Source organism: Streptomyces albicerus (assembly GCF_008905045.1).
Classification (GTDB): domain Bacteria; phylum Actinomycetota; class Actinomycetes; order Streptomycetales; family Streptomycetaceae; genus Streptomyces; species Streptomyces albicerus.
Genome location: NZ_VWMY01000040.1, coordinates 64,685 through 84,124, shown reverse-complemented (window position 1 = coordinate 84,124; position 19,440 = coordinate 64,685). Strand labels below are relative to the sequence as shown.

The window sequence follows — 19,440 nt, the reverse complement described above, 5'->3', positions numbered from 1 at the left end:
CCTCGTGCACCCCCCCGCATCCTCAGGAGAAGCCGTGACCGCCACGAGTCGTCTCGTCGCCCTGGCCGCCGTGGCGGGGCTCACCGCCGGACTCGCGTCCACCGGTACCGCGTTCGCCGCGGAGCGGCCGGCGAGGGGATGTGTCTCCTCCGTTCCGTTCACGGCCGGGCAGAGCGGCTACGACACGTACCGCATCCCCGCCACCGTCACGACTCGCACCGGTGCGCTGCTCGCCTTCGCCGAGGGCAGACGCAACGGTGCCGGGGACACCGGGAACATCGACGTCGTGCTCAGACGGTCCGGTGACGGTGGCTGTACGTGGGGGCCGCTGACCGTCGTCGCCGCCGGCCAGGGGGACACACGGGGCAACCCCGCGCCCGTCGTCGATCCGCGTACCGGGAAGGTCGTTCTCCTCACGTCCTACAACAGCGGTGCGGTGACCGAGGCGCAGATCATGCGGGGGGAGGTCACGGCCGAGCAGAGCCGGCGGGTCTTCGTGCAGACGAGCCGGGACGACGGGCGGCGTTTCAGTGCTCCCCGGGACATCACCGGGGCGGTGAAGCTGCCGGGGTGGCGGTGGTATGCCACCGGGCCCGGGCACGCGGTGGCGCTCACCCGGGGGCCGCACGCCGGGCGGCTCGTCGTGCCTGCCAACCACTCGGCCGCGCCGCCGGACGGCTCCGCCGATACCGGGCAGGAGGCCAAGTACTACGGGGCTCACGCCATCTACAGCGATGACGGTGGGGGCACGTGGCGGATCGGGTTCGTGGACGACTCGTACGACGGGGTCGACAACTCCAACGAGAGCATTGCCGCCGAGTTGCCCGACGGGCGGTTGTACTTCAGTGCCCGGGACCAGCATGGGAGCAGTGTGGGGAACCGGCTCGACAGCTACTCCAGTGACGGGGGTGTCACGCTCGACCGGCCCTATCTGGTCCAGCCCACCCTCAACGACGTGCCCGTCGTCCAGTGCAGTGTGCTCCAGCTGAAGGGGGCCGGTGCTCCGTTGCTCTTCTCGGGGCCCTCCGTGCCCACGTCGCGGGAGGCCATGGCGGTCTGGCGCAGCGCGGACGCGGGGGTGACCTTCACCAAGGCGAAGACCCTGTCCACGCGGCGGGCCGCGTACTCCGACCTCGTGCAGTTGGGCGGGGACAAGGTCGGGATTCTCTATGAGACGGGCGTGGCGGGGACGTACGAGACGATTGAGTTCCGGCGGGTGGCGGTCGGGGAGCTGCGGGGGTAGTGGGCGGGGGCTGGCTGGATTTTCGCGGCCCGGGCTGACATTTTCAGCCCGTCCGGCGTTTGAGGACGAGGCCGTTCAGGCCGAAAGCGGGGGTCTGGGGGCGCAGCCCCCAGCTTCGGGAAGGGGCGGGGTTGGGGAAAGGAAATGCCCTTACAGCAACCCCGCCCCCGCCAGAAACTTCCCCACCCGCTCAACCTCCGCCGCCGACAACACCACCTGAGGCTCCGCGGTCACCGCACACTCGATGACCCCCCGCAAGTACAGCGCCGCCTTGAACGCCCCGAGCCCGGACGAACTCCCACCCATCCGCCCCGGATCCCCCACCCGCACCATCCCGAACAACGCACACAACCGCTCCTGTTCGGCCCGGGCCCGCTCCCAGTCCCCCTCGCGGCAGAGCCGGTACAGCCGCGCGTACCCGTGAGGATCCACGTTCGCGAGCCCGGGCACGGCCCCGTCCGCGCCCATGGCCAACGCGGTGTCCACGACGAGCTCGGACCCGGTGAGGACGGAGAACCCGGAGACGGCGGGGTGCGCGCGGGCGCCCGTGACGACGGCCCGGAAGCCCCCCTCGTCCCCGCTGGAGTCCTTGAGCCCGGCCAGCACCCCCTCCGCGGCCAGCTCGAGCACCAACTCCGCGCTCAGCTTGGAGTGGACGGCGACAGGGAGGTCGTACGCGAACACCGGCACCGGAGACCGCGAGGCGATCAGCCGGTAGTGGCGGGCGATCTCCGCCGGATGCGTACGGGTGTAGAAGGGGGCGGTGACGACGACCGCGTCCGCGCCCGCATCCGTGACGTACCGGACGTGGTCGAGTACGCGAGGGGTCGTCATGTCGATGGCCCCGGCGAGCACGGGCAGTTGGCCCCCCAGGTGGCCGACGACCGTCTCGACGACCAGTCGGCGGTGACGGTCCGTCAAGTACGCCGCCTCGGAGGACGATCCGAGCACGAACAGGCCGTCCACGCCGCCCTCCACCAGGTGGTCGACCAGTCTGGTCAACGAGGCGACGTCCACCTCGCGGTCCGGTGTCAGGGGTGTGCAGACGGGCGGAACGACACCGGTCAGCGGGGCGGGAATGGGCATCAAGGCTCCCTAGGACTGCTTGAGGCCTGCGTGCAGGCCCTGCTTCAGGACTGTTTCTGCGTCGGCCTCTGCGTCGGCTTCTGCGTCGGTGTATCGGCCATGGCGGTGGCCTCCGGGACGGTGCTGACGGCCTGTGCGACCAGGTCGCGCGTCGACTGGCCGTCCTGCACAGGATGGTGGCACCGGAACCGGTGTCCCGGACTCGACGCGGCCGCGAAGTCCGGCATGATCTCGGCGCAGACCGAGTCCGCCTTCCAGCAGCGGGTCCGGAACGGACACCCGCTGGGCGGACGCGTGGCCGACGGCACGGGCCCGACCAGCGGGATCGGGTCGATGGGGTCCAGCAGCCCGGGTGTCGCCGAGAAGAGGGCGCGGGTGTACGGGTGCCGGGACCGGTCGGTGACCTCGTCGGCCGGTGACTCCTCGACGATCCGGCCGAGGTACATGGTGATGACGCGGTCGCTCATCCTCCGCACGGTCTGGATGTCGTGCGAGACGAAGACCAGGGCGAGACCCAGTCGCTCCTTCAGGTCCAGGAGAAGGTTGAGGATCTGGGCGCGGACCGAGACGTCCAGCGCGCTCGTCGGTTCGTCCGCCACGACCAGGTCCGGATCGAGGGCGAGTGCCCGTGCGATGGCCACCCGCTGACGTTGACCGCCGGACAGCTGTCCGGGCAGCCCGTCGGCCAGCGCCTTGGGCAGGCCGACGAGGGACATCAACTCCCTTACCCGGTCCTCGCGTTGCTGGGGCGTCCCCCGCTTGTGGACGTCGAGCGGATCACGGAGTATTTGACGAACCGTCAATCTGCGATTCAGCGCCGTCGACGGGTCCTGGAAGATCATGCCGGTGCCCGCGCCGACCGCGAGCCGCCGCTCGGCCGGTGTCATCGTCCACAGATCGCGGCCCCGGAAGGACACCGTCCCGGACGTCGGCTTCTGCACCCCCACCAGCACCTTGGCGAGCGTCGACTTGCCGCAGCCGGACTCCCCGACGACGCCCACCGTCTCGCCGGGCGCGATGGTGAGATCGGCGCCGGTGAGGGCGTACACGCGATCGCGGGCGAACAGGCCGCCGGTGCGCGCCCTGTGGACGACATGGGTGTCGGACAACTCCACGAGAGGGCCGACGGGCCCGCTCACGTCACGGCCCTCGACGAGTTGGCTCACGTCACGGCCTCGCTTCCGTCGGCTCGGCCGGCCCGGCCGGGGTCGTGGTCAGGGCGATCGCCGGGTGGTGGCAGGCGACCTCGTGCCGGCGCGGCGGGCCGACCAGCCGGGGAGCCGTCGTACGGCACACCTCGGTCGCCATCGGGCACCGGTCGGCGAACCGGCAGCCCGCCGGGAAGTCGGCGGGGGAGGGGACGACGCCCTTGATCTGCGTCATCCGTTCGGCCGCCGACTCCAGCGACAGGACGCTGCCGAGCAGTCCGCGCGTGTAGTGGTGGGACGGGGACTCCACCAGGTCCGCCGTCACGCCCGATTCCACGATCTGGCCGCCGTACATCACGACGACCCGGTCGGTGACGTCCGCGATGAGCGCCAGGTCGTGCGAGACGAGGACCAGCGCGAAGTCCAGCTCGGCGCGCAGCCGCAGCAGCAGCTCTATGATCTGCGCCTGCACGGTGACGTCGAGGGCGGTCGTCGGCTCGTCGGCGACGATCAGCTTGGGATCGCGGGACAGCGCCATGGCGATCAGGACGCGCTGACGCTGGCCGCCGGACAGCTCGTGCGGGTAGCTGCGCAGGGTGCGCTCCGGGTCCAGGCCGACCAGTTCGAGGAGTTCGGCGCCGGTGCGCGTGCCGCCCCTGCGGACCACCTGCTTGAGCTGGGCGCGGATCGTCATCGCCGGGTTCAGCGACGACAGGGCGTCCTGATAGATCATCGCCATCTCGTGGCCGAGGAGTTTGCGCCGTACGCGCATCGGCTCGCCCACCAACTGCCGCTGGTTGAACCGGACATGGCCGCGCACCCGGGCGCCCTTCGGCTCCAGGCCCATCACGGCGAGCGCGGTCAGCGACTTCCCGCAGCCCGACTCGCCGACGAGGCCCAGGACTTCACCGGGCTGTACGTCGAAACTGATGCCGTCGACGATGTCCACACCCCCGTGGCGGGCATCGAAGCCGATGGCCAGGTTCTCGACGCTCAGGACCGGTTGTCCCTCGGGCAGAGGGCGCGCCCGGGTACGCAGCCGCTGGGCCGCCTCCGTCAGTCCCGGCAGCTCCAAGACCTTCCCGCTGCCCGGCTCGGGAGCCTCCAGGCGGTCGTCCTCCTCGCGCGCTTCGACGTCCCGCGCGGCGGGCGCCGCCCACGCGTCGGAGACGCCCTCGGAGAGGATGTTCAGCGACAGTACGGTGACCAGCATCAGCAGACCGGGGAAGACGGTCGCCCACCAGCCGCCGGTCAGCACCATGTTCTTGCCGTCCGCGATGACGCTGCCCCAGGACGGGTCCGGCGGCCGTACACCCGCGCCGATGAAGGACAGCGACGCCTCGAAGACGATCGCCTCGGCGACCTGCACCGTGCAGAACACCAGCACCGGAGCCGCGCAGTTGATGGCCACGTGTTTCAGCACGATGTGCGGCGTACGGGCGCCGATCACCCGTTCGGCCGTCACATAGTCCTCGCCGTACTGGTCCATCACATTGGCCCGTACGACCCGAGCCATCGGCGGCATGTAGAGGAACGCGATCGCGCCGATGAGGATCGGGATGCTGCCGCCGAACACCGCGACGAAGACGGCCGCGAGCGCGATGCCGGGGAACGCCATGATGATGTCCAGGCAGCGCATCAGCGTCTCGTCGACCGCCTTGCGCGAGGTCGCCGCGATCGCGCCGAGGATCGCCCCCACGACGAGCGCGAGCCCGGTCGCGCCGAGACCGATCGCGAGGGACCAGCGCGCCCCGTACATCAGCCGGCTGAGGATGTCGCGGCCCAGGCTGTCCTGCCCCATCCAGTGCTCGCCCGACGGCGCGCCCTCGCCGTTGCCGTGGTCGATCAGGGGTGCCTGGTCGAGCGGGTCGTGCGGGGCGATCAGCGGGGCGAACAGGGCCACGAGGACGACGATCCCGATGACGACGACGGCGATCCGCGAGATCACGGGGAGGCGCCTGAACCCCCGGAGGCGGATGCCCGGCCGGGACAGTACGTCGGTCAGCCGCTTTCGAGACATCAGCATCATGCTTCGGCACTCCTCAGACGCGGGTTGACCAGCAGATAGAGGATGTCGATGACGAGGTTCACGACCACGAACCCGAAGGCGATCGTGAGCACGCCGCCCTGCACGACGGCCGGATCACCGTTCTTCACGGCGTCGATCATCAGCTTCCCCATCCCCGGCAGATTGAAGATCGTCTCGATGACGACCGCGCCGCCGAGCAGATAGCCGACGCGCAGACCGAGGACGGTCAGCGGATTTATCAGGGCGTTGCGCAGCACGTTCCGCCCGACCACCACCCTCGGGGGCAGCCCGCTGCCGATCGCCGTGCGTACGTAGTCCTTGTCCAGCTCCTCCACCACGGCCGTCCGCACGATCCGGGTGAGCTGCGCGGCGACGGGCAGCGACAGCGCGAACGCGGGCAGCGTCATGGTCTTCAGCCAGCCGGTGAACGAGTCACCCGGGTTGACGTATCCGCTGGTCGGGAACCAGCCCAGGTCCACGGCGAGGTACTGGATCATCAGCAGCGCCAGCCAGAAGCCGGGCGCCGCGACACCGGTCAGCGAGACGACCCGGATCAGCTGGTCGGGCAGCCGGTCCCGGTAGATCGCCGCGGTGACCCCGCCCAGCAGGGCGAGGACGACCGCGATGCCGAGGCCCAGGAAGGTCAGCTGCATGGTGAGCGGCAGGGCCGTGGTGACCTGGTCGACGACCGGCGCCCTGGTCAGCGCGCTGACGCCCATGTCGCCCCGGATCAGATCCCCGACGAAGTCGAAGTACCGCACCGGGAACGGATCGAGCAGCCCGTTGCGCTCACGGAAGTCGTGCAGCTGCTGCTCGGTGGGGTTCGCGCCCTGGAAGTACGCGGACGCCGGATCACTGTCCGAGAACCGCATCACGATGAACACGAACAGGACGATCCCGAGCATCAGCGGCACGAGCAGGACGATACGACGCCCCAGAATTCTGACGATCGCGACCACGGATACTTCTCTCCTAGATTAATCCGGCTGATCCGCAAGCGCCCCTTCAGGGGCGCGGGGCTGCGACATTGTGCGGCTCCGCCGCGTGGGCGCGACCAGCCACGACGGGCCCGCACCCTCCACACAACCCCTAAACCCACTTCGCCTGGAGCAAGTTGATCCCCGGGTACGGCTGCGGCCGAATACCCGTTAGATCCTTCGCATCCCACGCGGTGATCAGCTCGTTGTGGACGACCGGATAGATGACGGCGTTCTCCGCGACGACGTCGATGTACTCCTGCGTCATCTGCTTCTTCTTCTCGGCGTCGGGCTCCCGCGTCGCCTGATCCATCCGCTTGAAGAGATCCTTCGCCACGGAGTTGGTCTCCCAGCGGGCATACCGCATCCAGGTGTTTCCGGGCCCGTAGTTGTAATGCATGATCAGGTCCGCGTCGAGGCCGAACTGATTCGGATTCGAGGCGGCCGCGACGACCTGGAAGTCCTGTTTCTGGTCGAGCTTCGTGAAGAGCGCGGCGGTTTCCTGGGGTTCGAGGGTCGTCTTGACGCCGATGGCGTCCCAGGAGGCCTTGATGGTCGGCAGACAGTCCACGATCCAGCTCACGTTGACCGCCATCAGGTTGATCGTGAGCCCGCTGACCCCGGCCTCCTTCAGGAGCGCCTTGGCCTTGTCCGGGTCGTAGTCGTAGACGGTCTTCGCCTTCCGGTACGTCGGATTCCCCTCGTTGAGGAACGACGACGCCGGCTTGCCGTGACCGCGCAGCGCGGCCTGGATCATCTTCTCCTTGTCGATCGCGTAATGCAGCGCCTGCCGCACCCGTACGTCGTCGAAGGGTTTGTGAGCGGTGTTGAAGAGGAGGAAGAGGTGGTTCATGCCCGCCCCGCCCTCGACTTTCAGTCCGCCCTTCTCCAGCTGGGAGATATTGGCGTACGGAATGTTGTCGGAGATCTGCGCGCCCGCGCTGGAACCGGAGATCTTCGCGACGCGCGGCGCGGCGTCCACGATCGTCAGCCAGTTCATCTTCTTGAACGCGGCCTTGCGCGGCCCGTTGTAGTCGGCGAACGCCTCGAAGGTGGTGTTGGACTTCGGGTGGTGCGCGGTCTGCCGGTACGGCCCCGAACCGACCGCCTTTCCCGTCGTCGCCTCGTCCAGCGCGCCCGCTTTCGAGAACACGTGCTTGGGCATGATCTTGGCCAGCGTGAGCCGCTGAACCCCGTCCGGGAAGGGGAACTTGAGCACCAGCTCCACCGACTTGTCGTCGACCTTCCGCACTTCCTTCAGCCAGGACACGAAGAAGTTCGCGGCGAGCGTCGTCGTCTTGGTGTCCAGCACCCGCTCGTACGTGTAGACGACGTCGTCGGCGGTGACGGGCTGCCCGTCGTGCCACTTCGCGCCCTCGCGCAGCGTGAACTTCCAGGTCGTCGCCTGGAGATCCGCCGGAGCCGCGGTCGCCAGGGCCGCGTAGGGCTCACGGCTGATCGGGTCGGTGTCCAGCAGCCCCTCGTAGATGTGGTGGTTGGCGGCCATCGAGAACGCCGAGGCCGTCATCAGCGGGTCCCAGCTCTGGTCGTTGCCGTAGCCGATCACCGCGGTGAGCGTCCGGTCGGCGCCCTCGCCGCCACCGCCCGTCTCGTTCGTGGACTCCGGCCCCGACGAACAGGCGGAGAGCGTCGAGCTGATCACGGCGGCCGCGCCCAGCGCGCCGGAGTACTTCAGGAACGACCGGCGGTGCAGCGCCGGTGCGTGGGTCGCGTCGCGCACGGTTCCTCCAGCAGGGGTGGGAGATACGACGTCCTACGTCATAGGTGCAGCGTGACCATAAGAGGGGTCGTGGGGGCGGTCAAGGGAACGCGCACGAATCCCATTTCTTCCAAAGGTGCGACCAATGTCGCCGTGAAATGCGACGAGTTGACGGGCGGTCAATCCTTGATTGACGGCTGATCCTGTCGGGAGGTGGGACGTGGGACGTCCGGCGCGCGTACGATGCGGCGCATGTCTCAGGAGCCCACGTCTCAGGAGCCCGTGTCTCGAGAGCCCGTGTCTCGGGAGTCCATGTTCCAGGAGCCCAGGAACTCCCTCCCCCGGGGCCACTCGGCCCGCGAGCGCCGGGTCAGCAGCCAGATCCAGCGCGAGGTCATGCAGCTGATCCTCGACCGCAAGCTCCGGGCCGGCTCGCCGCTGCCCACCGAGGCCGAACTGATGGAGTCCCTCGGCGTCAGCCGCAACTCCGTCCGCGAGGCACTCAAGGCCCTCCAGGCCCTCGACATCGTCGAGATCAGACACGGCTACGGCACGTACGTCGGCCAGGCGTCACTGACCCCGTTCGTCGATGGCCTGACCTTCCGCACACTGGCCCAACAGGGCGATGACACGGGCGCGTTGGCCGAGATACTCCAGGTCAGGGAGGTACTGGAGGAGGGACTGATACGGCGCGTGGCGTCCGCGCTCTCGGACGGCGAGCTGGAGCGTCTCGAGGCCGTGGTGGAGCGGATGGACGAGGCGGGCCGGGCGGGCCGTCCGTTCCCCGAACTCGACCGGGAATTCCACGAGTTGCTGTACGCGTCCCTCGGAAACGCCCTGGTGCCCCAGCTGTTGGGCGCCTTCTGGACCGTCTTCCGGCGGGTCTCCGGTGTGCGGGGCTGGACGGACGATCCGACGCCCGACGTCACGGTCCGCCGCCACCGTGACATCGTCGTCGCCCTGAGAGCACGGGATGTCGAGGGAGCACAGAAGGCGATGGCAGTACATTTCCGGGGTATCGAGTCGAGGGCGGCGCAGGAGTCACGGGGGGTTGGATGAGCGAGGCTTGGGACGAGGGGTCGGTCGGCGTACTGCGACTGCCCTCCGGGCGGCTGGTACGGGGTCGGGGACTGCGGCGCGCGCTCGATCCTTCGGCGGTCCGTCCGACGTACGGCATCTATCTGCTCGGCAAGCAGCCGCCCGAAGTCCCTTGGGAGACACGGTGGTTGAGGTGGCCGGACTTCTGGCTGCCCCGGGACCGGGCATACGCGCGGAAGATCCTTACGGAGGCCTGGGACCGAGCCGCGGCCCCGGACGAGCGCGTCGAGATCGCCTGCGGAGGCGGCCGCGGACGGACGGGCACGGCCCTGGCCTGCCTCGCCGTCCTGGACGGCGTGCCGCCCGACGAGGCCGTGAAGTTCGTACGCCGGCACTACGACCGCCACGCCGTGGAGACACCGTGGCAGAAGGCGTACGTACGCAGGTTCGCGACGTGATGCGAGCACACCCTGAGGGACCCGGCGCGTGATGTGAGCGCGCGCTGACACCTTCCTGCCGACATCTTCCGTCGCGGCGAGGTCGTGATCAGCCTGGGCGGCAAGAAGGGCTGCCGCGCTGCACTCCGGTGACGACGTCCCGGCACCGTCACTCCTTCGCCCGGGCCGTCGCCTCGTCGTCGATGGGGATGCCCAGCAGGCCGGCCACGGCGGTGAGGGCTGTTCCCAGCGGGAGCGCGACCCGGGTGACGGCGTGCTGGTCGCCCCGGGTCGGGTCCCGGTTGACGATCAGCACTGGTTTCCCGGTCTGGGCTGCCTGGCGGACGAACCGGAGCCCGGACATCACCGTCAGTGAGGAGCCCAGGACCAGCAGCGAACTCGCCTCGCGGACCAGCCGGCGGCAGTGCTCGACGCGCGGCGGCGGAACGGCTTCGCCGAAGAACACCACGTCCGGTTTGAGGATGCCGCCGCACACCGCGCAGGGCACCACGCGGAAGTCCTGGACCTGTTCGTCGGTGAGGTCGGCGTCGCCGTCCGGGTTGAGTGCGGAGGCCACCGGCTCGAAGCCCGCGTTGGCCTCCTGAAGCCGCCGGGCGAGTTCGCGGCGCGGGCTGAAGGCGCCGCAGGAAAGGCAGGCGACCCGCTCCAGGCTGCCGTGGAGTTCCACGACGCCCTCGCTGCCGGCGGCCTGGTGCAGGCCGTCGACGTTCTGGGTGATCACACCCGAGAGCAGGCCGTGCCGCCCGAACGCGGCCACGGCCCGGTGTCCGGCGTTGGGGCGGGCGCGGCCGAAGGTACGCCAGCCGAGGTGGCTGCGCGCCCAGTACCGGCGCCGGGCCTGGGCGTCGGCGGTGAAGTCCTGGTAGGTCATCGGGGTGTGCCGGCTCAGGCTTCCGCCCTCGCCCCGGTAGTCGGGGATGCCCGACTCCGTGGAGATGCCCGCCCCGCTGAGCACCAGTACACCGCCGGTGCCAAGCGCACCGGCGACCGGCTCCAGGTCCGTGGTGCCCGGCGGCAGGTCCCCGGTGGGGGTCCAGTTCAGAGTGGGGCGCATGCGCATGCCGCCAGGGTACGGAACAGGCTGCCACCACCCGTTGTCGGCGTTCGGGTGGACGTACCCGCTTACGGAAACGTCCCGGTGGGCGTGACGTCGGCGCGCGCGGTCCATCCGATGGCTGACCGACTCCGGGACGGCGACGGCTGTCACACGTCCTGAAGGTGACCATTCACGTTCGAGCGGTCACTTGTCTTGGTCGCGCGCGTTGTTGATGGCTGCTTGAAGTTGCAGCCAGGTCGGATCTGTTGCGGTGGCGGTGGTCACTGTCGCCAGATCATCTGATTCCCAGGTGCGGGCTCCGTCGGTGACGACGAGGTGTGTCTCCAGGTCGCCGTCGTCAGGAACCTCGGAGGTGGCGTCCAAGAACGCTGTGACTGCTGCCCTCGATGTGGCGCCGTCCGTGCTGTGCTCCTTTGCCGAGTCGGCGCGCACGGACAGGAGCACAAGATCGCCCCCGCCGCCGGCGATGACAAGCTCGCCTGCCGCTGTGGCGCCCAGTCCGGACACCGGTGAGCCGGCCAGCACGTCGTGCTCGATCGCATGCTGGGTTTCGAGGTGTCCCACCGGGGGCCGGAGCTGACGGTTTCCGTAGCGGGGTCGAGGACGTCGGAGCGTTCCCATGCGCTGTCGTCATCGCCTGACGACGGCGATGCCCACAACGTCCGACCGTCCGGGCTGAATGCCAGACTGCGGTAGCAGGCAGTGGACGGAAGACCAGCCAGTTCAAAGAGCCCGGCAGGAGTCCACTGCACCACTTTGCCCTCGACCGCCACCACGAGAAGCGGCTGGTCTGGATGCCATGCCACAGCGGGTGTCCGCTGCCTCCGTTCCCAACCGGCTGCATCGCCGTAGACACTCGACTCGGCGCCCACAGAACCGAGTTCGTGCAGCTGCCCTGCCTCGCAGTCCCACACGTGGACCGCCGGACGTTCCGAGTCCAAGCCGGCGACCAGGGGAAGCCGCGGATGGCATGCCAACTGCCCAACAGGATGCCTCTGGAGTACCAGGGGGCTCAGGGGCGCTGCCTCAAGCGGTCGACGATCGCCCAGTCCGCCACGTGCGACAGCTGGATGTACGTCTTCTTCCCGGAACGCGAGGTCCGCTCGGCGCGGAAGCCCAGGAATTCATAGGACTCCGGGTCGAAGATGAGGTACTTGCCCTTCTCGGACGCGCGCTTGGGGTAGGAGATCCCCACCCCGGTGCGCCCTGCGGAGTCCTTCATCCCCGGGGTCGCCCTGACCCCGGGCACCAGGGCCAGCGCCTCGTACGCGGCGGGACGCAGTCCCTCGGGCAGTACCGGCCACTTCAGGAGCTCGCCGAGCATGAAGTAGGCGTCGTACCAGTCCCACGCGGTGAAGTCGTCGATCGACTTGTCGGACGTGCCGACGCCGATGATGCCCGGGATGAGCTTCTCCGGGTCGGTGGGCAGCTTCTTCAGCTTGCTCCACTCCCGGGGCGGCCACACGCCCTCGTTCTTCCCCATGGGCTTCTCCCAGATCACCCGGCCGAGCTCCATGGTCAAAGATCGCTTGGAGCCGTCCACCGAGTCCCAGTTCACGTCCACATAGGACTTGACCGCGCCGGTCTTCCGCTCCGTCTCCTCAATGATCCGCTTCGAGTAGATGAACTGGTCGTCGCGCGGCGCCACGGGCTTCTCGAGCTCACTCGCCCGCGCTGCCGCCCCGTTCAGCACCGTCACGGCGCCTGCGTTGCGCATCGGCGGGGCGTTCGTGCCCGCCCGGTCGGTGCGGCCGCCCTCGTCGGCGCCGTCCGCGGTGATCAGTACCGCCGTGCCCGTAACCGCCATGGTGACCACCGCGGCTGTCGCGAGGCGCAGCGCGTGGCGGCGGCTGGGTGCGGCGTCTGGGTGCCGCTCCGTGCGCGCAATCGTGTTGAGCAGTCGGTGGCGGGCCTGCGCTCGGGTCGGTTCGGTGAGCGGGGCCGCGTCCGCGTCCCAGTCCCGCAGGAGTTCGAGTTCGTCAGTCATGGCCGGATGCCTCTCGCAGTGTCGTCGGATCGGATCCGCCCAACGCTTCGCGTAGCTTGCTGCGAGCCCGGTGCAGCCGTGATCTGACCGTGCCGATGGGGACACCGAGGGCCTGGGCCACCTCCTCGTAGCCGAGACCGCCCCACGCCACCAGCAGCAGCACGTCCCGGTGCCGCGCGGGCAGTGCGGCCAGTGCCGCCGCCAGCTCGCGGCGTACGGCCTGCGCCCCCACCCGGGCCGCGGCCCGGTCGGCCAGCGGCTCCTCGTGGTCGGCGGGAGCCGGGATGCGGGCCAGGGCCTTGAACCGGCGGGCCTCGGCCCGCCGGTGCCGGCCGACCAGGTTGGTCGCTATGCCGAACAGCCAGGGCCGGGCGCCGTCACCCGTGGCCCGCGCGGGGTCGTACCGGTGCCGCTGCTGGAAAGCAGTGGTGAAGGTCTCCGCCATGAGGTCGTCGGCCGACTCGCCGCCGAGCCTACGGGCCAGATAACGGTGTACCGCATCCGCGTGCCGGTCGAAGAGCACGGCGAATGCCTCGGGCTCATCCCGGGACCGCGCAATAACCGAGGCATCGCTCTCCGCCCCCGTGCGGACGCCTGGTTCGACGGTCATCGGGGCTCCTCTCGTCCTGGGGAACGCTTCGAAGGCTTGGGCTTTCATCTCTCCTTCGCCCGTCGCCCCCGGCGAGTTCCATCGGGGCCCCTGGCCGCTGGTTCCTAGCAAGTTACCGGCAGTACACGGCCAACAAGAACTTCACAACAGAACACGGACAGCGACGCGCTCTTCAGCGGCGCCCTGGAGACGTTCAGGACCAGTGGCGCCTCTACGACTCCGGGCGGCTGACGTTCATACCTTGGTCGGAGGGCCGTAGACCATCGGCCGACAGCCGTGAGTGCCGCGGCTCAACAGACTTGCGGCATGAAGAAGAAGACGGGGAAGAGCACGGGGAAGAACACCGGGAAGACCAAGGGGATCAGCAGGGCGCAGTTCATGGGGGGAGCGGCGGCCGTGGTCGGGGCGGCCGGGGCCTTCCCGGCGCAGGCGTCCGCGTCCGAGTCGGCGTCGGCGTCCGCGTCCGAGTCGGCGTCCGCGTCCGAGTCGGTGTCGGCGTCCGCGTCCGCGTCCAAGTCGGTGTCGGCGTCTGGGGCGGCCGGAGCCACCGCCGGCACCCGTCGCGGGCTCACCCACCGCGGCGTCGTCTACACCGTCGGGGCCGGCGAGACCCCGGGGACGGCCTGGAGTGAGCGCAGGATGCGTGAGGACATCCGGGTGATCGGGAGCGAGTTGCACGCGGACTCCGTCGAGGTCACCGGGGACGGTGTCGAGCGGCTGAACGCCACGGCGAGTGAGGTGGCCGAGCGCGGACTGCACGTGTGGTTGCAGCCGACACTGGGCGACGTGCCGGAGAAGGAGATCCTCGATCACCTCGCCGAGAGCGGGCGCCACGGGGAGCGGCTGCGGCGGCAGGGCGCGCAGGTCACCCTCGCCGTCGGGTGTGAGTTCTGGCTGTTCGTGCCGGGCATCGTGCCGGGGGACGACGTCCTCGAGCGGATCGAGAACCTGGAGAAGGGGAACTTCGATCTCGTGAAGATGCAGAAGCGGCTGGCCGGGTTCACCGCGAAGGCGGCGGCGGTGGGCCGGTCCGTCTTCCGCGGCAAACTCAGCTACGCCGCCGCGCAGGACGAGAGGTTCGAGAACGTCGACTGGGGGCTGTTCGACATCGTCGGCATCGACTACTACTCGTACTTCCGCCAACGAGCCGACTACGTACGGGAGTTGCGTACCTTCCTGCGCTGGGGCAAGCCCCTGGCCATCACCGAGTTCGGGACCTGCACCTTCAAGGGTGCCCCGGAGGCGGGCGGCATGGGCTGGAACATCGTCGACTACACCAAGGAACCGCCGGAGATCAAAGGCAATCCGGTCCGCAGCGAGCGCACCCAGGCCGCGTATCTCACCGATCTCCTCGACGTCTTCGAGTCGATGAACCTGCATGCGGCGATGGCCTTCGAGTTCATCACCGCCGACGCCCCGCACCGGCCCGACCGTCCGCGATACGACCTCGACCTGGCGTCCTACGCCATCGTCAAGCCCATCAAGGACCGCCCCGACGATCCGAACTCCGACTGGCACTGGGAGCCGAAGCAGGCCTTCCACGCGCTCGCCCGCCACTACGGCCGCGCGCGCTGCTGACGAGGCGGAGGGCCGTGCTTCAGGCCCGCTCGGCGCGGAAGCGGACCGCCCCGGACTTCGGATGGAGGTCCAGCGACACGTTCTCGAAGCCGGCCTTCGCCAGCCGGTCCGGAAGCCCGGCCGGATCGATCGTGTTCATCGTGTCGCGGAAGTGGAGCAGCCGGAATCCGAAGCTCGGCTGGCTGTCGCACCCGGCGAAGACCCCGCCGGGCCGCAGTACGCGGTATGCCTCCGCGAAGATCCGGTCCTGCTGGGCGGCCGTCGGCACATGATGGAGCATCACGAAGCAGACGACGGAGGAGAAACTCGCGTCCGGCAGCGGCATCGCGGCCCCGTCCGCGTGGAGGATCCGGGCCCGGTCGCCCCACTTGCGTTCCAGCAGCGCCGCGGTGGCCCCGTCGATCTCGACGGCCGTGACACGGGGGACCTGTTCGATCAGTACGCGCAGGTTCGCGCCGTAACCCGGACCGATCTCCAGTACGTCGTCGCCGAGTCGGACGCCGTCCAGGGTCCAGGGAAGGATGTGATCCCTGGTCGTCCGGGCCCACTTGTCGGAGCTGCACAGTCTGCGATGTGCTCGGTTCATCGGCATGAGGCGACGGTACGAGCGGGGACGCGGTGTCTGATACGGGCTACGCTGCCGTTCCATGTCGCCAGACGGACAGCCGACTGCCGCCACCGCGATCTTCATCGGCCACTTCGCGATGCCGAGGGGCAGCGGGTTCGGCCGGCACTGGCATACGTTCCACCAACTCGCCTGGGCGGCAAAGGGGTTGCTGCGGGTGACCAGCGAGCGCGGCGCCTGGCTGCTGCCGCCGTCGCTGGCGCTGTGGATCCCCGCTGGGGTGCAGCACACCACCGAGGCCGAGGGCGACGCCGTCATGCGAAGCCCGTACGTCGACCCGGCCGCGTGCCCGGGAATCGAGTGGACCGAGCCCACGGTGGTGGCCGTGGGCCCGCTGCTCCGGGCCCTCGTCGACCACCTCGTACGCAGGGACCTCGCCCCGGACGCCAGGTCGCGCGCGGAGGCCGTACTCCTCGACGTACTGCATCCCGTACCGGTGACGAGCGTGTCCCTCACCGAGCCCCGCGACCCCCGTACACGAGCGGTGGCCCGAGCACTCGGCGAACACCCCGCCGACGGGCGCCCGTTGGAGGCCTGGGGTACCGAAGTCGGCGCGAGCGCCCGTACCTTGGCCCGCCTCTTCGTCACCGAGACGGGACTGACCTTCGGCCAGTGGCGCGAACGCCTGCGCATCCAGGCCGCGATGCCACTCCTCGCCGAGGGTCTGACGATGGAGGCGGTGGCCCGGCGGGTGGGCTACGCCTCCGCCAGCTCGTTCGTGGCGGCGTTCCGGCGGATCGTGGGGGTCACGCCCCGGCAGTACTTCCCGGTCCGCGACGGTGGGCCGCCACGCGTTCGCGTGTCGCGCAACGGCGGGAGCAGTAGCGGCGCGCCGGGCCCTGGCCCTGGGTGACATAGACGTTCTGGCAGCTGGAGGAGGCGCAGACCCCGCCCGGCGGGGACTGGCGGTCCCAGAGCAGGACGGTCAGCGCCAGGCAGGACGAGGCCAGGAACCATTCGTCCCAGGGCGCGTCGTCATGGCTGTCGAGGTGGGGGTGCCACGGAGTACCGCCGCCGTGCGAGGTGAGCCGCGGCGGGCCGGTGTGCTTCAGCAGCAGGCGGTTGAGGGCGGCCGCGGCGGCGTCGACGTGCCCGGCGGCGAAGACCTCCCGGAGGAGGAGAGCGGCCGCGCGCATGCGTGCGACGTCATCGGGGCTGATCTCGATGGGCTCCAACTCGCCGTATTCGCCCAGTACTTCGGCGACCGCTTCGGGCTGCGGCTGCCGATCGCCGGTACCGGTCAGGATGTTGATCAGGGCCGCGGTGCGCCGGGCGTTGGCCAGTACGGAGTGCCGCGTCGACCAGTCGTCGGAGAGGACCATGGACCGAATGTAACGCATATTGCATAGTTTTGAGTTACGCACGTAACGTCATCCTGATGAAGAAGCGTTACGCGATGCGGTCCTTTCTCGCCGGGGCGGCAGCGGCGCGGGCGGGTGACGAGATGTCCGGGCCTGCGCTGTTGCTGGCGGGCTTCGCGATCGGGGGATCGGTCACGGAGGCGTCGTCGCTGCTGGCCGGCATCACGGTGTCGGCGGCGGTGGGCGGCCCGGTGCTCGGAGCGCTCCTCGACAGGTCCCCGAAGCCAGGCCGCCTGCTGGCCTGGGCGCTCGCCCTCTACGCAGCGGGCCTCATGGTGATCCTCCTGAGCCTCGGCCGCCTTCCGATCGAACTCACCGTCCTGATCGCGGTGTTCACGGGACTGCTCGGACCCGCCCTGTCGGGCGGCTGGACCGCCCAACTGCCGAGGGTCGTGCCCCGCGACGGGATGCCGCGCGCGAACGCGCTCGACGCGATGACGTTCAGCGTGGCGAGCCTGGTCGGCCCGGCGCTCGCCGCAGCCCTGGCGAAGCTCCTCGGAGCACCGGCCGCCGTGGTGGCATCGGCCGCGCTGATCGCCTTCGCTCTGCCCGCGGCATGGACGCTGCCCGCGCGCCACGGTCCGAAGCGGGTGCGACCGCCGACGTCCGTGGGCGGTCTGAAGCGGGTGCGACCGCCGACGTCCGTGGCCGATGACCTCGCGGCCGGCTTCCGTTGCATCACCCGCACCCGGCCCCTGGCCCGGGCCACCCTCACCTCGGTCATATCCTGCACGGGCCTGGGCATGCTGATCACCTGCACCCCGCTCCTCGGCGAACGGGCCTTCGCATCGGCCGCCGACGGCACGATGCTCCTGTCCTGCACCGCCGTCTCGGCGCTCGCCGCCAACGCCGTACTCGCCCGCCGCCCCCGCGCGATCGCCCCGGACACGGTCATCTGGTCCAGCACGCTGCTCCTGGCCGCCGCGCTACTGATGGCCGCGACCGGCCACCCGGCCCTGGTCGTCACCGCCGCCCTTACGGCGGGCCTCGGCGAAGGCCCTCAACTCGTCGCCCTGTTCGCTGTCCGGCACCGGGAGGCACCGGAACGCCTGCGCGGCCAGGTCTTCACCACAGGCGCCAGCCTCAAGATCACCGGCTTCGCCCTCGGCGCGGCGGCCGCGGGCCCGATAGCCACGCGGTCACTCCCGGCGGCGCTGCTGACTGCCGCCGGGGTGCAGGTTGCCGCGTGCCTGAGCTTCCATGCCTTCGCTTCCGGCCGAACTGCCTCGTACGACTGAGCGGACGGGCGGACGGGCGGACGGGCGGACGGGCGGGCGGGCGGGCGGGCGGACGGACAGGCGGGCGTCGGCGCGCCTCTTCGTCCTAGGCCAGGAGGTCGACGAGGGCCTGGCCGCGCGGAGTGAGGCTCATCCTGACGGACTGGCCCCGGCGTTCGCGGGCGAGAAGGCCGGCGTCCTCCAGTTGACGGCAGTGGTAAGTGACCGTTGCGGGGGCGCAGTTGAGGTGGGCCGCCGTCTCTCCCACGGTCGGCCGGTGGGCCAGGTAGCGGAGGATCTTCGCCCGCACCTGACCGGCGACGTGGCCCAGCGCGTCGCGGGACTCGGCCGCCGGTTTCTGCCCGTGCCATGCGAGCGCCAGACCCCGGGCCGGGTACCCGATCGAGACGCAGTCCCGGGTGTCGAGGCTGAAGATGGAGGCGTTGCTGCCGGACAGGATGGGGACCAGGAGGAACCGCCGGTCGCCGAGGGCGTGATCGCCGATCCGGCCGCCGCTGTAGACGAGATCGTCGCCGTCCAGCCTCCACAGCGCGTTGAGCTGGGACAGGACGACCCCGATGTGCCCCGTCACCGAGGCGATGCCGACGCGCTCCGCCTCCCGCTCGTAGAGGGCCCGCGTCCGCCGCAGAACCGGCGCGCACGTCGTCCGTAAGGCGTCCAGCGCATCCGCGAAGGCCACGGCGTAACGGCGGGGGTCGCGCAGCGCCGGCTCCCACCGGCCCGGCACCCGCCCGCCGAACGTGAAGTCGATTCCCTCCAGCACGGTGTCGGCGGACAGGTCCCGCATCCGCTCCAGGGCTTCGTGGATCTCCTGGTCCGATCCGGCCGCGTCCGTCGACAGCCAGTCCGGTATGGGTGACACCCCGGGCACGAACAGCGGGGGCAGCAGCCGGGCGACGTCCCGCGGCAACCCGGCGCGGATCGTCCGCCGAACGTGCGGAAGCACCCCTTGCGGACGGCCGCCCAGGGCATCGACCAGCAGGGAGACGAGCGTCGTGCCCGGCCGGTACACGACCTCGACGCTCAGCCGGTCGACTCGCCCCAGCCGCACCCTCGACTCCGCCACAGTTTCCTCCCCAGGCCACGTGGTCCCACCGACCATGTCACCACGCTCCGCCCCCCGATGGACCTGCGCTTTTAGACCACCTTCGAAAGCGTTGCCCCGCGCCCGCCCACCCCGGACCCTGTAAAGGGCCAGCACCGGGCAGCCCGAGTCGGGCACGCACCGGCCCCGCGCGGGGGAGGGGGCCGGTGCAACGCCACCGACATACTCCTGGTGCTGTCT

The 19,440-nt window shown here is 70.1% G+C and carries 18 protein-coding genes; 6 read left to right on the top strand and 12 right to left on the bottom strand.

All coding sequences use genetic code 11. The annotated features are described in order from the left end of the window. The first annotated feature begins 34 nt into the window (after positions 1–34). Entirely contained in the window at positions 35–1,243 is a 1,209-nt protein-coding gene (locus GAS53_RS32945; protein WP_151481389.1) for a sialidase family protein, read from the top strand. Between the two features lie 150 nt (positions 1,244–1,393). Here GAS53_RS32945 and GAS53_RS32935 read toward each other — a convergent pair whose 3' ends face one another. The 5 genes from GAS53_RS32935 to GAS53_RS32915 all read right to left on the bottom strand — a co-directional run bounded on the left by GAS53_RS32935 (position 1,394) and on the right by GAS53_RS32915 (position 8,224). After that, positions 1,394–2,329, bottom strand: a complete 936-nt coding sequence (locus GAS53_RS32935; RefSeq protein WP_151481385.1) for a dihydrodipicolinate synthase family protein — start codon at positions 2,327–2,329, stop codon at positions 1,394–1,396. A 44-nt stretch (positions 2,330–2,373) separates the two neighbouring features. Then, the gene (locus GAS53_RS32930) at positions 2,374–3,495 is read right to left on the bottom strand and encodes an oligopeptide/dipeptide ABC transporter ATP-binding protein (protein ID WP_225859238.1); all 1,122 of its coding nucleotides are present in this window, start codon (positions 3,493–3,495) and stop codon (positions 2,374–2,376) included. Between the two features lies 1 nt (position 3,496). Next, positions 3,497–5,503: a dipeptide/oligopeptide/nickel ABC transporter permease/ATP-binding protein gene (locus tag GAS53_RS32925; RefSeq protein WP_151481429.1), complete on the bottom strand. Its 2,007-nt coding sequence runs from the start codon at positions 5,501–5,503 to the stop codon at positions 3,497–3,499. Further along, positions 5,503–6,465: an ABC transporter permease gene (locus GAS53_RS32920; RefSeq protein WP_151481384.1), complete on the bottom strand. Its 963-nt coding sequence runs from the start codon at positions 6,463–6,465 to the stop codon at positions 5,503–5,505. The genes GAS53_RS32925 and GAS53_RS32920 overlap by 1 nt, the downstream gene beginning before the upstream one ends. 130 nt (positions 6,466–6,595) lie before the next feature. Further along, on the bottom strand, positions 6,596–8,224 hold the full coding sequence (locus tag GAS53_RS32915; RefSeq protein WP_151481382.1) for an ABC transporter substrate-binding protein: 1,629 nt from the start codon (positions 8,222–8,224) through the stop codon (positions 6,596–6,598). Between the two features lie 291 nt (positions 8,225–8,515). On the opposite strand from GAS53_RS32915, the gene GAS53_RS32910 reads away from it, so the two are divergent. Together GAS53_RS32910 and GAS53_RS32905 are read left to right on the top strand one after the other, a co-directional pair. Then, positions 8,516–9,262, top strand: coding sequence for a FadR/GntR family transcriptional regulator (locus tag GAS53_RS32910; protein ID WP_151481381.1), 747 nt, complete (start codon positions 8,516–8,518; stop codon positions 9,260–9,262). Then, the gene (locus GAS53_RS32905) at positions 9,259–9,699 is read left to right on the top strand and encodes a protein-tyrosine phosphatase family protein (RefSeq protein WP_151481379.1); all 441 of its coding nucleotides are present in this window, start codon (positions 9,259–9,261) and stop codon (positions 9,697–9,699) included. Before GAS53_RS32910 ends, GAS53_RS32905 begins: the two co-directional genes overlap by 4 nt. Positions 9,700–9,847: 148 nt before the next feature. Here GAS53_RS32905 and GAS53_RS32900 read toward each other — a convergent pair whose 3' ends face one another. The 4 genes from GAS53_RS32900 to GAS53_RS32885 all read right to left on the bottom strand — a co-directional run bounded on the left by GAS53_RS32900 (position 9,848) and on the right by GAS53_RS32885 (position 13,353). Next, on the bottom strand, positions 9,848–10,759 hold the full coding sequence (locus GAS53_RS32900) for an NAD-dependent protein deacetylase (RefSeq protein WP_151481377.1): 912 nt from the start codon (positions 10,757–10,759) through the stop codon (positions 9,848–9,850). 180 nt (positions 10,760–10,939) lie between these two features. After that, complete coding sequence (locus GAS53_RS56775; protein WP_225859237.1) at positions 10,940–11,320, bottom strand: hypothetical protein; 381 nt, start codon at positions 11,318–11,320, stop codon at positions 10,940–10,942. Between the two features lie 448 nt (positions 11,321–11,768). Then, positions 11,769–12,743: a CU044_5270 family protein gene (locus tag GAS53_RS32890; protein WP_151481376.1), complete on the bottom strand. Its 975-nt coding sequence runs from the start codon at positions 12,741–12,743 to the stop codon at positions 11,769–11,771. Beyond that, complete coding sequence (locus GAS53_RS32885; protein ID WP_151481375.1) at positions 12,736–13,353, bottom strand: RNA polymerase sigma factor; 618 nt, start codon at positions 13,351–13,353, stop codon at positions 12,736–12,738. Before GAS53_RS32885 ends, GAS53_RS32890 begins: the two co-directional genes overlap by 8 nt. Positions 13,354–13,659: 306 nt before the next feature. Here GAS53_RS32885 and GAS53_RS32875 point away from each other — a divergent pair, with 306 nt between their 5' ends. Further along, the gene (locus GAS53_RS32875) at positions 13,660–14,931 is read left to right on the top strand and encodes an abortive phage infection protein (protein ID WP_225859236.1); all 1,272 of its coding nucleotides are present in this window, start codon (positions 13,660–13,662) and stop codon (positions 14,929–14,931) included. Between the two features lie 19 nt (positions 14,932–14,950). On the opposite strand, the gene GAS53_RS32870 is transcribed toward GAS53_RS32875, so the two are convergent. After that, the gene (locus GAS53_RS32870) at positions 14,951–15,523 is read right to left on the bottom strand and encodes a class I SAM-dependent methyltransferase (protein ID WP_151481374.1); all 573 of its coding nucleotides are present in this window, start codon (positions 15,521–15,523) and stop codon (positions 14,951–14,953) included. Between the two features lie 55 nt (positions 15,524–15,578). Here GAS53_RS32870 and GAS53_RS32865 point away from each other — a divergent pair, with 55 nt between their 5' ends. Further along, a complete protein-coding gene (locus GAS53_RS32865; RefSeq protein WP_151481373.1) occupies positions 15,579–16,409 on the top strand; it encodes an AraC family transcriptional regulator in 831 nt (276 codons plus the stop codon). Here GAS53_RS32865 and GAS53_RS32860 read toward each other — a convergent pair. Beyond that, a complete protein-coding gene (locus GAS53_RS32860) occupies positions 16,303–16,878 on the bottom strand; it encodes a CGNR zinc finger domain-containing protein (RefSeq protein ID WP_225859235.1) in 576 nt (191 codons plus the stop codon). The two genes, GAS53_RS32865 and GAS53_RS32860, sit on opposite strands and share 107 nt — an antisense overlap. Positions 16,879–16,934: 56 nt before the next feature. Between GAS53_RS32860 and GAS53_RS32855 the strand changes: the two genes are divergently transcribed. Beyond that, a complete protein-coding gene (locus GAS53_RS32855; protein WP_151481369.1) occupies positions 16,935–18,155 on the top strand; it encodes an MFS transporter in 1,221 nt (406 codons plus the stop codon). 85 nt (positions 18,156–18,240) lie between these two features. Here GAS53_RS32855 and GAS53_RS32850 read toward each other — a convergent pair whose 3' ends face one another. Continuing rightward, positions 18,241–19,221: an ArsR/SmtB family transcription factor gene (locus GAS53_RS32850; RefSeq protein ID WP_151481368.1), complete on the bottom strand. Its 981-nt coding sequence runs from the start codon at positions 19,219–19,221 to the stop codon at positions 18,241–18,243. Between the last annotated feature and the right edge of the window lie 219 nt (positions 19,222–19,440).

Bases quoted from the DNA above. Each gene is read 5' to 3' on its own strand.
- GAS53_RS32860 (WP_225859235.1), bottom strand. From the start codon at position 16,878: ATGGTCCTCTCCGACGACTGGTCGACGCGGCACTCCGTACTGGCCAAC.
- GAS53_RS32925 (WP_151481429.1), bottom strand. From the start codon at position 5,503: ATGCTGATGTCTCGAAAGCGGCTGACCGACGTACTGTCCCGGCCGGGC.
- GAS53_RS32870 (WP_151481374.1), bottom strand. From the start codon at position 15,523: ATGCCGATGAACCGAGCACATCGCAGACTGTGCAGCTCCGACAAGTGG.
- GAS53_RS32905 (WP_151481379.1), top strand. From the start codon at position 9,259: ATGAGCGAGGCTTGGGACGAGGGGTCGGTCGGCGTACTGCGACTGCCC.
- GAS53_RS32900 (WP_151481377.1), bottom strand. From the start codon at position 10,759: ATGCGCATGCGCCCCACTCTGAACTGGACCCCCACCGGGGACCTGCCG.
- GAS53_RS32875 (WP_225859236.1), top strand. From the start codon at position 13,660: ATGAAGAAGAAGACGGGGAAGAGCACGGGGAAGAACACCGGGAAGACC.
- GAS53_RS32890 (WP_151481376.1), bottom strand. From the start codon at position 12,743: ATGACTGACGAACTCGAACTCCTGCGGGACTGGGACGCGGACGCGGCC.
- GAS53_RS32865 (WP_151481373.1), top strand. From the start codon at position 15,579: ATGTCGCCAGACGGACAGCCGACTGCCGCCACCGCGATCTTCATCGGC.
- GAS53_RS32855 (WP_151481369.1), top strand. From the start codon at position 16,935: ATGAAGAAGCGTTACGCGATGCGGTCCTTTCTCGCCGGGGCGGCAGCG.
- GAS53_RS32935 (WP_151481385.1), bottom strand. From the start codon at position 2,329: ATGCCCATTCCCGCCCCGCTGACCGGTGTCGTTCCGCCCGTCTGCACA.
- GAS53_RS32885 (WP_151481375.1), bottom strand. From the start codon at position 13,353: ATGACCGTCGAACCAGGCGTCCGCACGGGGGCGGAGAGCGATGCCTCG.
- GAS53_RS32910 (WP_151481381.1), top strand. From the start codon at position 8,516: ATGTTCCAGGAGCCCAGGAACTCCCTCCCCCGGGGCCACTCGGCCCGC.